The following is a 13149-nucleotide window of genomic DNA, read 5'->3' as shown; positions in this document are numbered from 1 at the left end:
GCGCACCGAGATCAAGCGGCTGCATCAGCGCATGGGCACCACCTTCGTCTATGTCACCCATGACCAGATCGAGGCGATGACCCTGGCGACCAAGATCGCCGTGCTGAAGGATGGCGTGCTGCAGCAGTTCGGCACGCCGGCCGAGATCTATAACAGCCCCTCCAACATCTTCGTCGCCGACTTCATGGGATCGCCGGCAATGAACCTCTTGACCGCCACCGTCGAGAACGGCGCCGGCGGGCTCGACGTCTCGCTGGAGCGGCCGAATGCCGCCCCGCTGAGGCTCCCGGTCATCGCAGGCAATGATGGCCTGACCGCCTATACCGGCAGACAGGTGATCTTCGGCATCCGGCCGGAGGCCTTGACCGATCCCGATGGCGCCGACCGCAAGGCGCGCTCGCTGACCGAGGGTGATTGCCTGATCGAGGTGGTCGAGCCGGCCGGCTCCGACACCTTCGCCGTCACCAAGCTCGGCGGCAAATCCGTCGTCGCCCGCCTGCGCGCCGATACCGGCATCGCTCCAGGACAAAACACCCGTCTCGCCTTCAATCTCGATAAGGCCGTGTTCTTCGATCCCGAGAGCCAGCTCAGGATTTCGTAACAGTCATTAGAGCGCCGCGCGTCTATAAGACGCGCTAAGGACGTTCTAACACTTTGAGTTTGCACATAATCCTTTCCGAAAATCGATTTCGATTTTCGGGGTTATGCGCTAGGCAGCCGTCACGCTGAGCGACACCGGCGCGAAACGCGTCGAAACCGCTTCGACGGTGATCTCGCCCGTGAACCCCGTCGCCTCCAGCCAGAAGCCGGCGGTGCCGCCCTGGAGCGGCACGTTGGTCGGACCGACGATCCTTGCCGGGCCGTGCACCTTCAGCGAAATGCTGTCGTTCATGAAGGGCAGGCGCTGGCCGCGCTGGTCGAGGGCGCGGATGATGACGCGTGTGCTGTCGCGTTCACGGGCTTTCAGCGTGTTGCTATCGGCAACGACCTCCAGGGTCGTCGGCAATGGATCGGCCGCCAGCGTCAGGCTGGCCACCGGCTCGCCGCCGATATAGCCGGTGAAGGTGCCGTCGATCCATTCGAGACCCCAGGTGCCGAGCTCGTCGGCAGTGAAATGACGATGGTCGAGCACGACGGGCGGATGCGGCAGATGCGGATAATTCTCGCGATCTGGACCGATGCGCTTGCTGAGCGCGCCATATCGCAGCTCCACCTCGTCGCAGTTGGTCAGGATGATCAGCGGCAGCACGCCGCCAATATTGCGTTCGCCGCGCGCCCAGAAGGTCGCCGGCTTCATGACGATCTCCTCGGAAGGGTCGCACTGGCTGATATAGGCATAGGCCGCGAATTTCGGCTCGCGGAACATGTCCATGACGCCGTGATAGCAGATGCGGTCGCCGGAGCCGAAATCCTTGTGGGTGTTGTAATCGAACATGCACCAGCCGATAGCGCCGGAGATATCAGGATCGCCATAGGCGGCATTCAGCACCTCCAGGTGACGGCGCACATGCTCGGCCTGACGCTGCTCCTGGTCATAAATCTTCGTCGGGTGCATGTGGCCGTTGAACTCGGTAATGAGGTACGGCACCTTGTGCGACAGTCCGGTATTTTCCTGCTGGCCGCGCAGCGCGGTGCGCGGGCGGTTGGCGCCCGGCAGTTCCTCGTTGCCGAGGATGAAGTCGTTCATCGTATAGACGTCTTCGAGCAGTTCGCTCTCGGTGAGATAACGCACGCCGCCGGTCTGGCGGGTGCTGTCGAGTTCGCGAGCGAGACGGTTGGTCTCGGCGTAGAAATCGTGACTATCCTGCGATTCGTTGATGCGCACGCCCCAGATGATGATCGAGGGGTGGTTCCAGTCGCGCTCAATCATGCGGCGGACGTTTTCGATCGATTCCTGCTGCCAGTCGGCATCGCCGATATGCTGCCAGCCGGGGATCTCCTCGAAAACCAGCAGACCGATCGTGTCGCATCGGTCGAGGAACCATTTCGACTGCGGATAATGCGAGGTGCGGACGATATTGCACTTCAGCACCGTCTTCATGATGTCGGCGTCGCGCTCCTGGGCGGAACGGCCGGCGGCATAACCGACATAGGGGAAGGCCTGGTGGCGGTTGAGGCCGCGCAGCTTCAGTGGCTTGCCGTTGAGGAGGAAACCTTCCGGCGTGAATTCGGCGGTGCGGAAGCCGAACCGTGTGGAGAGACGGTCGGAGCCATGTTCGGTCCTGAGCTCGACGGTGACGTCATAGAGCGTGGGATCGGTGATGTCCCAGAGGGCGATGCCGGTGAGGCCGCCGAAGGAAAGCCTAGTGCTGTCGCCGATCGTTTCGGTTGCGGCAGTGGCGACCACCGTGCCGTCGGCCTGTTTCAGCGTGGCGGTGACCGTCGCCGAGAAGCTGCGGCCCTCGGGATTGGCGATATCGACGCGTATGGTCGCCGATTTCTCCGGGTCGAGAACGTCTGTGGTTTCGATCTTGAGATTGCGGATCGAGACCGGGTCGGTGACCTTCAGCCAGACATCGCGGTAGATGCCGGCATAGGTCAGATAATCGATGCGGCCGCCGAAAGGCGGAATGTCAGGATTTTCGCTGCCGTCGATCTTGACGGTGACGAGGTTCTCGCCCTTGGCGAGCTTGCCGGTGAGGCGGGCCTCGAAGGGGGTGTAGCCGTCCTTATGGGCAATGATTTCCTCGCCGTTCAGATAGACGACGCTGTCGGCCATGGCGGCGTCGAAGACGAGCGAGACTTCGCGGCCCTCGAATTCCGGCAGCCAGCGCAGCACCTTCTGATAGGTGAAGGCGCGCTGATAGCTGGTCTCGTCGAAATAGCTGAAGGGCAGTTCGACGGCGGTATGCGGCAGGCTGACCGACTTGGCGGCATCGAAAGTTTCGAGCAGGCGCTGGCCGAAGCCCTCGTGGAAACTCCAGCCTTCATTGAAGGAAACGACGGAACGCATTTCAGGCTCTCCAGATTGCGGCATCAGGGACATTGCGGCGCCTCTCGGCGCGTGAAAATCGGGTCATCGGTATTCCTCCTTGATGCAATGGATGAGCGAGCCGCTAAAGCACGTCACAGCGAACTTGATTCATGCGACGGGCTTTAGCTTTTTTCATGCATGTCGTCATCCCGGAACCGCTGTACACTTCCAGGCGACATGCATCAGGCAGTCGAGCCCCAGCGGGCGGTGCAGGTGAGCGTGATGCTGTGCGGGCCTTCGATCTCGGCGTCATGGCGTTCGATCAATTCGACGACGGCATCGATGAAGGCGACGTGGTCTAGGCTCAGCGTGGTGAGGTCGTTGCAATCCCAGGCGGCCATGGCAATGCCGTCCTGGCCGACGATGGCGATATCATCAGGGGTGTTCTTGCCGAGCACCCGGCGGGCTGCATCGCGCGCACCGATCGCCATAACATCGTTGCCACAGATGATGGCGTCGACCTTGTCACGGTGCAGCAGGAGCACGGCTTCTTTGAAGCCGGAATCATAAGAATAATCGCCGAAGGCCTGCGTCTCGAAGGCGAGGCCGCGCTTGGTCAGCGCATCGGCGAACCATTTGCGCCTGAGCTTGTCGATCCAGCTGGAATTGGTGCCGGAGAGGTAGGCGAAGCGCTTCTTACCGTCGCGGACGATCTTGTCGATGATCTCGTCGGCGGCCTGCGCTCCGTCGATGCGGATGCTGGAGACGTTTTCGTTGTCGAGCGGCTCGAAGGAGACGATGATCGGCTTGGTCGTGTGGAAGATGTCGACAGCATCCTGCATCGACACCATGTCGGAGAAGACGACGACGTGATCGACCTGATAGGTGGAGGCAAGGCGCATCAGCTGCAACCGGTCGGAATGATCGGCACAGCAGAGGATAATCGGCAGCAATTGTCTGGCCTGCAGGCGGTGGACGAGAAGCTGCTGCTCCTCAGCCTCGCAAGGGTTGCCGATCGCATTGACGACCAGGGCGACGAGGCGTGAGCGCTGGTTGTTCAGCGAGCGGGCGATCGCGTTCGGCTGGTAGCCATGTTCACGGGCGACGGCGAGGATGCGGTCGCGGGTCGCGCTGCCGATGCGTGAATCCGGCGAGAAGGCGCGGGAAATGGTGGCGGAGGAGACGCCGGCGAGTTTCGCCAGTTCCTTCGATGTGATCCGCCGTCTGCTCATACCGCTCATCTTCAGCGCCTATTGGGCGACGATCCTGACGGAAGCGCCGTCGGCCGCTGCCGATTCCTTGATTGCATCCCATAGCCTAGCGAATCTGAGGCCCATTTCAACGGAGCCGGAGTTTTCCATCTTTCCCTCGCGAATGGCGAGGAAATTCTTCATCGGATTACCGAGAATCTCGGCCTCCTCGCGCGGCTCGGCGGTGCGCCCGACACTGATCTCGCGCCAGCCGCCCCAGGCGTCGATGCGCACGATCGCCTTTGAATAAAAGAAGGTGATGTAGGAGGCGCAGCCCGGAGGGCCTTCGCCGGCGGCCGTCAATGTCGCCAGCGCGCCGCTTTTCAGGCGGGCGGAGACGGCGGTGGCGATATCGACCCGTCTGCCGTGGTTGTTCATATAGGCCGACACACTGTCGAAATCCGAATTGGCGAGCAGGCAGACGGTGTTCATCATATGGGCGCCGGTATCGAACATGAAGCCGCCGCCGGAGATATCAGGCTGCTGCTTCCAATGGCCGTCGTAATTGGACGACCAGCTTTCCCAAATCATGCCGGATATGGCGATCAACTCGCCGAATTCGCCGGCGAGAGCCCGCCGGCGCGTGTCGAGCACCAACGGCGAGAGGCCGCCCTGGAAGGCGGTGACGATGGTGACGCCGCTCTTTTTCTGCGCGGCGATCAGCCTCTCGGCCTCGGCGACCGTCGTCACCATCGGTTTTTCCAGGAAGAGGTCGAGGCCGGCCTCGGCAACGGCGGTTGCCTGCTCGGCATGGAAGGCATGCGGGGTAGAGACGTAGACGATGTCGAGTTCGCCCCGGCATTCCGCGAGCATCCGGCGATAATCCTCGAAGCTCTTCGGTTGTGGTGCGCCGGCGGCGAGGCAGACGTCGATCAGGCGCTGGCGTGAAGCCGCCATGGTGTCGGCGAGTGCAGCAAATTCGATCTCCGGCATCTTGACCCAGCTCTCGGCATATTCCGCCGCCTTCAAGCCAGCGCCAATGACGCCGAGGCGCAATTTCCTAGTCATGAAAACTCCTCCCTGAATGCATTGTGCACACGATTACACAAACGATATAGGGATGGCAATATCTATATAGATAAGCAATATCAGTATATTAAAACTCGCATTCGAATCATTTCAAAAACCATCTTGTCAGTGTTTGGAATGCGTGTACATTTTCGCAACCGGTGCTGGAGGGCGCCGTGTCTGTAAAAAAGGGAGGACTTCAATTGAAGAAGATGGTTCTTGGCGGCCTGTACGCCGTTCTGCTGAGCGCGGTTTCGACGCTGGCGCAGGCTGAAACAATCCGCATTGCGAATCACGGTCAGGCCGGCATCGACGCGATGAAGTCGACGGTCGAGCGGATCGAAAAGAAATATGGCGTCACCGTCGAGGTCATCGAATATCCGGCGCCCGACAAGGATTACCTGACCAAACTTCTGACGGAGCTCGGCGCCGGCAACGCGCCCGACCTCTTTTCCATCCCGACCACGGCTGCGGTCGCCGACATGGTGGAAGCCGGCTACCTCGCGCCTGTTACCAAGGAGTTCAAGGCTTGGGATGGCTACGCCAACCTCTATGACGTTGCCAAGGAGCTTGCCGTCAGCCCGGATGGTGAAACCTATGTGATGCCGTTCATGCTCGGCATCCAGGAAATCTATTATCGCAAGGATGTTCTCGAAAAGGCCGGCATCTCGACCGAACAGCCGAAGACCTGGCAGGAGCTTCTCGACCGCGCGGCCGAAATCAAGCAGAAGACCGGCGCCTACGGCCTGCTCTTCCCGGCTGGCGTCTCCTGGGGAAGCGGCGCCTTCGACGAAGGCTTCCAGCATCTGCTCGTCGGTTCCAAGACGCCGCAGCTCGTCGATGCCGACGGCAAGCTCGATCTGAATGGCGAAGGCATCAAGGATGTCTTCGGCGTCTACAAGGAACTGATCGACAAGGATCTGATGCCGACCCAGCCACTGCTCGGACCCGAGCCCTGGGTCGTGCCGAAGTACCAGATGTTCCCGGCCGGCAAGCTCGTCGCGACCACCTGCGGCTCCTGGTGCTATATTTTCGACTGGGGTCGCGAAAGCAAGAATCCGATCCCTGAAGTGACGAAGGTGGTCGGCACCTGGACCGTTCCCGGCCAGAGCAGCGGCCAGTACGTACTTGCCAACCTCGCTGCGCCGTGGGCCGTCAATTCCAAGTCGGCCAATACCGAGCTTGCGATCAAGGCGCTGATGGAGATCGGCTCGATCGAGACGCAGGTTTCCTACGCCGCCCGTATCGGCAATATCCCGGCCAGCAAGGGTGCGGCTGATAATGCCGAGTTCCAGAAGCTGACGGAACTGGTTCCAATCCATGCGGCGGCCGGGAACGGCGTGTTCCTGAAGCAGGCCTCCGGTTTCGGCACGGTTTCGGAAGGTGTGGCGCGGGCTACCGAAGCGCTGCTGCGCAAAGAAACCGATGCTGCCGGCGCCCAGAAGATCCTCGTCGATTACGTCAAGGAAACGCTCGGCGACGACATGGTCAAGTAAGGTCCGGCACCCTCTCTTCCGCCAGGACGGGGACGCGGCACCATCGCCCGCGTCTTCCCGCTTTCATTCGATAAGCCGATAAGGTTGTGAGCTTCCATGGCCCGAAACTCTCATGAAAAGCGCGCCGAGCGGCAATGGCTGCTGATCCTGCTGCCCTCGCTGGTGCTGCTTCTGGCCTTCGTCATCTATCCGGCCCTCTATTCGATCTATCTGAGTTTCACCAACGAGGCGCTGACCGGGGCCGCGGCTCTTCGGCCCCGCTTCGTCGGTCTCAGGAATTACACGCGGCTCTTCAACGACGCGAAGTTCTGGAATTCGCTGTTCGTCACCTTCGTCTTCGTCATCGGTTCGGCGGTGATCGGCCAGTTCGTGCTCGGGCTGATCTCGGCAATTGCGCTGCGCCGCCCGATCCGCTTTCGGCGGGTGTTCTCGTCGATCATCCTGTTGCCGAACGCGGCCCCTGAAGTCGTCGCCGGTTTCATGTGGATCTCGATGCTGGCGGGCGGCGACAATGCCACACTCAGCCGCATCGTCAGCTTCTTCGGCATCACGCCGGCCGACTGGCTGCAGGTCTTCCCGCTGTCGATGATCATTGTCGTCAACACCTGGCGTGGCATCGCCACGGCGATGATCCTGTTAACGGCCGGCCTCAGCACCATCCCGGCGGAAATCTACGAGGCGGCGCGCATGGACGGCGCCACACCATCGCAGATGTTCCGCCGCATCACCCTGCCGCTGATGATGCCGACAATCCTGCTCTACATGCTGATCTCGGCCGTCTCCACCATTGCCGTCTTCGGCCTCGTCTATGCGCTGACGCGCGGCGGACCGGGCGGGGCGACCGAGGTGGTCAGCATCTATATCTACAACCAGTCCTTCACTGCGTTCCAGCTGGGCTACGGTGCTGCGGTCGCCGTCGTCGCGCTCGTCATCTCGCTGATATTAGGCATCGCCTATGTCCGGGCCATGAAGGTGGAGGTCTGACATGGCCGTCGTTTCCCCGAGCGAAACTGCAAATAGGGGTCGGTCCGACCTCATTGCCTATGCGACGCTGTCGCTGATCTCGATCTTCTGCGCGGTACCCTTCTTCTGGGTGCTGATCGCCTCGTTCGACGGCAATGCGCAGCTCTTCCTGCATTGGCCGGAGCAATGGACCTTCGCCAACTATATCAGGGTCTTCACCAAGGAGGACGGGGCGAAGTGGCTGTTCAACTCGCTGTTCGTGGTCGGCGGCGCGACGCTGCTCGTCATGGTGCTTTCCGGACTTGGCGGCTATGCGCTATCGCGCACCCGGGCCTGGTGGAAGCTGCCGTTCCTCTACGCGATCCTGCTTATCCGGGTACTGCCGCCGACGGCGCTCGTCGTGCCGCTCTACAAATTCCTGCTGACGCTGAACAACGCGGAAGCGGCGGTGCTTAGGCCGATCTTCGGCAGCTATGCCCGCGATATCATGCGCTGGACCGGTTTCATCGACGGTTATCTCGGGCTGATCCTGGTGCTTGCGACGATGCAGTTGCCGCTGGCGCTCTGGATCATGAAGACCTTCTTCGACGGGCTGCCGAGGGACTACGAGGAGGCGGCGCTGATGGACGGGGCAACACTGTTACAGCGCATCCGCCGGGTGTTGATCCCGCTGGCGCTGCCGGGGCTGGCTGCGGCCGGGCTTTTCGCCTTCATGTCGGCCTGGGGTGATTTCCTGCTGCCGCTGATCCTCCTGTCGTCGCCGGAGTTGCAGACGCTGCCGCTCGGTCTCTTTCGCGCCTTTCTGCGCATCAATGAGATCGATTACGGCCTGCTGACGGCGCTGGCATTCATCTACCTGCTGCCTGCCGTCGTCGCCTTCGGTTTTGCGCGGCGCTTCCTCGTCCAGACATTTTCGGGCGGCGTGAAGGGCTGAGATCAAGAAAGAGAAACAAATGATCAATCTCAGAAACGTTCGCAAATTCTACGGCGCGCTCGAGGTCATCAAGGGCGTCGACATCACCGTGGAAGACGGCGAATTCGCGGTCTTCGTCGGTCCGTCCGGCTGCGGCAAGTCCACGCTGCTGCGGATGATCGCCGGCCTCGAAGGCATCGACGATGGCGACCTCATCCTCAACGGTAAGCGCATCAACGACGTGCCGCCCGACAAACGTGGCATCGCCATGGTGTTCCAGTCCTATGCGCTCTATCCGCATATGAGCGTTGCCGAAAACATCGGCTTCTCGCTCAGCCTGAAGAAGGTGCCGGAGGCAGAGATCCGCCGGCAAGTGGAGGGTGTTGCCGAGATCCTGCAGCTCACCGACTATCTCGACCGCCGCCCGGCCGCTCTTTCCGGCGGCCAGCGCCAGCGCGTCGCGATCGGCCGCGCCATCATCAAGAAGCCGGCGCTGATCCTCTTCGACGAGCCGCTGTCGAACCTCGATTCGGCGCTGCGCGTGCAGATGCGCGCTGAGTTGCAACGCCTGCACCGCGAACTGAAGGCGACGGTCGTCTACGTCACTCACGACCAGGTGGAAGCGATGACGATGGCCGACCGCATCGTCGTGCTGAACAAGGGCGTGGTAGCGCAGGCGGGTGCGCCGATGTCGCTCTATCATGAGCCGGACAACGAATTCGTCGCGACCTTCATCGGCTCGCCGAAGATGAACGTCATTCCTGTCACTATAACGCGGCCGGCGGCGAGGTGTTCCGCAGCGGCTGCACCTTCCAGCGCGGGCGCGGGCGCATCTTCTTCTTCAGCCCCGGCCACGAGACCTACCCGATCTATCACGACAAGACCGTGCATAGGGTGATCTCGAACGGCGTCCGCTGGGCGCGGCAGAAACACACCGATGGCCGCATCCTGGAAAACTGGCATCGAGCCGAGCCGCTGCACGGCCGCCCCGATAGACCGAAGGCCTGATCTATGGATATTGTGCGCCGGTCGTCTTGATATAAATCGAATAGACCGAACGCGTTGCGGTGATGAAGAGCCGGTTCTTCTTGGGGCCGCCGAAGGTGAGGTTGGACACCGTCTGCGGCACCCTGATCTTGCCGAGCAACGCTCCCTCGGGCGAAAAGCAGTGCACGCCGTCGGAGGCACTCGTCCAGAGATTGCCGGAGACATCGAAACGGAAACCGTCGGGATGGCCAACATCGAGGCTGCAGAAATAGCGGCTGTTGGCAAGCGTCCTGCCGTCGATGACGTCGAAAACGCGGATATGGCGCGGCACGTCATGTTTTGCGGAGCCGGAATCGGCAATATAAAGCTTCGTCTCATCGGGCGAGAAGGCAAGGCCGTTCGGCTGGATGAAATCCTCGACGACGGCGTCGATCGCGCCGCTTGTCGGATCGATCCGGTAGACGTTGCGCGTGGGCTGCTCGGGCTCGGCCTTGTGGCCCTCGTAATCCGACAGGATGCCGTAGGTCGGATCGGTGAACCAGACCCCGCCGTCGGAGTGCACGACGACGTCGTTCGGCGAGTTCAGCCGCTTGCCCCGGTAGCTGTCGGCGAGAACGGTGATGGTGCCGTCCGTCTCGGTGCGGGTGACGCGGCGGCCGCCATGTTCGCAGGAGACCAGCCGGCCCTGCCGGTCGCGGGTATTGCCGTTGACGTAGTTGGACGGCGAGCGGAAGACGGAGACCGTACCATCCGGTGTCCAGCGCATCATGCGTTCATTCGGGATATCGCTCCAGAGAAGGCAGTTCAGGTCGGAAAACCAGACCGGGCCTTCCGTCCAGCGGCAGCCGGAATAAAGCTCCTCGAGGCCGGCGCTGCCGATGACCATTGCACCGAAGCGTTCGTCGCGGATCTCATAAATCGGATTGTCGCCCATGCCAGTTCCTCCCTGAATGCTGCCGTTCTTTTCCTAGCGGCAAAAACCTGGAGGTGCCAGAGCCCGGCGACGGAATTGCCGGGCTCTGGTTTCGTCAGACGGCCGCGACCGGATGCGGCGAACCGTCATAAGCGCCCCAGATCGACTGGTCGAAGCAGATGACCGAGCCGGTCATCAGGCCGGATTCGGAAGACGACAGGTAAGCGCAGGCGCGCGCCACCTCGTGCGGATCGACGAGGCGGCCGAAGGGCTGGCTTGCCGCCGCCTTCTCCAGCCAGTCGGCAGGTGCGCCGTGATATTCGCGCTGGATCCGGTCTTCGCCTTCGGAGGCCATCCAGCCGATGTTCAGACCGTTGACGCGGATGCGGTTGCGCAGGAGCGCGTAGGCAGTGTTCTTCGTCAGCGTTTCCAGCGCGCCCTTGGAGGCGCAATAGGCGGCGATGAAGGGCTGGCCTGCTTTGGCTGACATCGAACCGATATTGACGATCGTGCCCTCGATCTTTTCACGGCGCATGACCTTCACCGCTTCCTGCATCAGGAAAAACGGCGCGCGCACATTGACGGCGAACATGGCGTCGAAGAGCTCGGGGCTGGTATCGAGGATGGTGCCGCGATCGGTGATGGCGGCGGCATTGACCAGCGCATCGACACGGCCGAAGGTCTCGTCACAGGCGCGCACGACATGCTGTGCATCTTCGACCTTGCCGAGGTCGGCTTTGACGTAGACGATCCGGGCGCCAGTCGCGGCCGAAATCTCCGCCGCCTTTGCCTTGCCCTTGGCTTCGTTGCGGCCGCAGATGACGATGCCTTCGGCGCCGCGTTCGGCGAAGAGGCGGGCGATGGTCGCGCCCAATCCTTGCGTGCCGCCGGTGACGATGGCGATCTTGCCGTCGAGCCGGCCGTGGTCGGTGCTCATGTGGTTCCTCCATTGTGATGATGCGCGAATAGCCTCCCGCGGGTGCGGGACGCTTTTATCTCAGTGCCGATGCAAGAGGCTCGAGCTCCAAATCAGCTCAACTTCTTCTGCGCCTGCTCGGCAAGTGCTGCCGTAAAGACTTCATCGCTCCAGCCTTCCTTCAGCGCCTCATGCATCAACTGCGCCTGTGTCTTCGGCGCCAGTCCGCCAAGCGGCGGGTCGCGGTCGAGATTGGTCGGGAAGGAGTAGCCCTCGGCGCAGGCGGCGACGGCGTTGGCGATTTCGTCAAGCGAGAGCCTGCCCTGCAAAATCTTCAACGCGGGAAACAGCCTGACGCTCATCCTTTCGCGGTTGACGGTTTCCATTGCCCGGCCGAAGGCGGAGGAGACCTGCAGGAGGTTGGCGACACGCTTGATGTCGGCCGAGCGGTTGGTGCCGGCGGCATGGAAGAGGGCGGGATTGAAGAAGACGACGTCGCCTTTTTCGAGCGGCAGCTGGACATGGTTCCTCTCGAAATAATCCCGGAACTCCTGCCGCTTCAGCGCGAGATAGCCCGGCACATAGGTCTGGCTGTACGGCAGGAAGAGTGTCGGACCGCTTTCGAGCGGCATGTCGCAATGGGCGACCGCACCCTGTAGCGTCAGCACCGGCGAGAGCCGGTGCACATGCGCCGGGAACTGTTCGATCACCGTTGAGGACTGAAAGCCGAGATGGTAATCGCGGTGCGCCGACTGCGCCGCACCACCCGGATTGACGCGGTTGACCTGCGCCGTCATCTGGTAGCTCGGACCGAGCCAGGCTTCGCTGGCCAGCGCGATAATGGCGTTGCCGTAATATTCGGCGAAATTTGCCGGATCGGCGAGACAATGTTTTTCCAGCGAATTCCAGATGCGGTCGTTGGCGCCGGGCTTGGCGAAGTGATCGCCGCCGCCGCTCGCGGTGCGGTGCTGTTCCTCGATGATCGCGTCGAAGATCGTGCTGGCGCGGTCGATGACGGCGGTGTCTTCGTAAGCATGCTTGAACACGACGACACCAGGACCCTCACCGAAAGCTTCGCAGATTTCGGCCAACACGGCGCGTCGGCCTTCTGCCGTTGCGGCCGCTGCCATCACCTTGCGGCTGTTATAGATCAGCACGTTTTTTTCGACCGCAGACGCCGAGGGGTAATCGGCAAGTACAGTCGCCTTTTCCGCAAGGCTGCGGAAATCATCGAGATCGCAGGCCTCTTCGCTCAGCCAGACGCGGTCGGCGCGCAGTTTCTGCTGGTTGTCGGTTTTCATAGCGGGCTCCTCCCTCTTTCCGATGGGGGCACTATACGCCGCAGTGCGCGGTGATATAGATCAGAAATCCATCAAAAAACCATCAGGCCAATCGCATGGCACATCTCTTTCTCGTCAAGGACATCGCCTTCCAGGCCGGACTCAGCACCGCCACCGTCGACCGGGTGCTGAACGGCAGACCGGGCGTGCGCCGGCAGACTGAAATGCGGGTGAAGGCGGCGATCGCGGAGCTGGAGAAGCAGCAGGCCGGGGCGATGGGCAGCGGCCGCGTGCTGGCCATCGATATCGTCATGGAGACGCCGCAGCGTTTCAGCGATGCGGTGCGCGCCGCCTTCGAGGCGGAGATGGCGACCTTCCTGCCCGGCGTCTTCCGCTGCAGGTTCCACTTCGCCGAGGTGATGAAGCCGGCCGAACTGGTGCAGCTTCTCGACCGCATCCGGCTGCGCGGCACGCACGGCATCGTGCTGAAGGCGCCTGACGTCGCCGAG

Annotated in this window: 11 protein-coding genes and 2 pseudogenes; 7 read left to right on the top strand and 6 right to left on the bottom strand. The window is 61.9% G+C overall.

Annotated features, from left to right (window positions below; all coding sequences use genetic code 11):
• A partial coding sequence (locus tag MOV76_RS35005) for an ABC transporter ATP-binding protein (RefSeq protein ID WP_247266257.1) occupies positions 1–601 on the top strand: 601 nt, incomplete at its 5' end.
• 108 nt (positions 602–709) lie between these two features.
• Here MOV76_RS35005 and MOV76_RS35000 read toward each other — a convergent pair.
• From MOV76_RS35000 to MOV76_RS34990, 3 genes are all read right to left on the bottom strand, one after another.
• On the bottom strand, positions 710–2953 hold the full coding sequence (locus MOV76_RS35000; protein WP_018243689.1) for a glycoside hydrolase family 2 protein: 2244 nt from the start codon (positions 2951–2953) through the stop codon (positions 710–712).
• Positions 2954–3156: 203 nt separating this feature from the next.
• A complete protein-coding gene (locus tag MOV76_RS34995; protein ID WP_247266256.1) occupies positions 3157–4155 on the bottom strand; it encodes a LacI family DNA-binding transcriptional regulator in 999 nt (332 codons plus the stop codon).
• A 9-nt stretch (positions 4156–4164) separates the two neighbouring features.
• Positions 4165–5172, bottom strand: coding sequence for a Gfo/Idh/MocA family protein (locus tag MOV76_RS34990; RefSeq protein ID WP_247266255.1), 1008 nt, complete (start codon positions 5170–5172; stop codon positions 4165–4167).
• Positions 5173–5375: 203 nt separating this feature from the next.
• On the opposite strand from MOV76_RS34990, the gene MOV76_RS34985 reads away from it, so the two are divergent.
• The 5 genes and pseudogenes from MOV76_RS34985 to MOV76_RS34965 form a co-directional block, all read left to right on the top strand.
• Entirely contained in the window at positions 5376–6668 is a 1293-nt protein-coding gene (locus tag MOV76_RS34985) for an ABC transporter substrate-binding protein (RefSeq protein WP_247266258.1), read from the top strand.
• A 96-nt stretch (positions 6669–6764) separates the two neighbouring features.
• Entirely contained in the window at positions 6765–7652 is an 888-nt protein-coding gene (locus MOV76_RS34980) for a carbohydrate ABC transporter permease (protein ID WP_018243685.1), read from the top strand.
• A 1-nt stretch (position 7653) separates the two neighbouring features.
• The gene (locus MOV76_RS34975) at positions 7654–8565 is read left to right on the top strand and encodes a carbohydrate ABC transporter permease (RefSeq protein WP_247266254.1); all 912 of its coding nucleotides are present in this window, start codon (positions 7654–7656) and stop codon (positions 8563–8565) included.
• A gap of 19 nt (positions 8566–8584) precedes the next feature.
• A pseudogene (locus MOV76_RS34970) lies at positions 8585–9332 on the top strand (ABC transporter ATP-binding protein); the annotation flags it as partial.
• Positions 9322–9552 (top strand): annotated as a pseudogene (locus MOV76_RS34965) (ThuA domain-containing protein); the annotation flags it as partial. The pseudogenes MOV76_RS34970 and MOV76_RS34965, both read left to right, overlap by 11 nt.
• A 1-nt stretch (position 9553) precedes the next feature.
• Here the strand turns inward: MOV76_RS34965 and MOV76_RS34960 are convergent.
• The 3 genes from MOV76_RS34960 to MOV76_RS34950 form a co-directional block, all read right to left on the bottom strand.
• The gene (locus tag MOV76_RS34960) at positions 9554–10465 is read right to left on the bottom strand and encodes an SMP-30/gluconolactonase/LRE family protein (RefSeq protein WP_247266253.1); all 912 of its coding nucleotides are present in this window, start codon (positions 10463–10465) and stop codon (positions 9554–9556) included.
• Positions 10466–10559: 94 nt separating this feature from the next.
• Positions 10560–11381: an SDR family oxidoreductase gene (locus MOV76_RS34955; protein WP_247266252.1), complete on the bottom strand. Its 822-nt coding sequence runs from the start codon at positions 11379–11381 to the stop codon at positions 10560–10562.
• A gap of 92 nt (positions 11382–11473) precedes the next feature.
• The gene (locus tag MOV76_RS34950; protein WP_247266251.1) at positions 11474–12661 is read right to left on the bottom strand and encodes a phytanoyl-CoA dioxygenase family protein; all 1188 of its coding nucleotides are present in this window, start codon (positions 12659–12661) and stop codon (positions 11474–11476) included.
• A gap of 95 nt (positions 12662–12756) precedes the next feature.
• Between MOV76_RS34950 and MOV76_RS34945 the strand changes: the two genes are divergently transcribed.
• Positions 12757–13149 (top strand): LacI family DNA-binding transcriptional regulator (locus MOV76_RS34945; RefSeq protein ID WP_247266250.1); only part of this gene is annotated, 393 nt, incomplete at its 3' end.

The organism is Rhizobium sp. PRIMUS64 (assembly GCF_023006465.1).
GTDB classification, from domain to species: Bacteria; Pseudomonadota; Alphaproteobacteria; order Rhizobiales; family Rhizobiaceae; genus Rhizobium; species Rhizobium leguminosarum.
The sequence above is the reverse complement of the archived record's forward strand: the minus strand, read 5'-3'. Positions and strand labels throughout refer to the sequence as shown.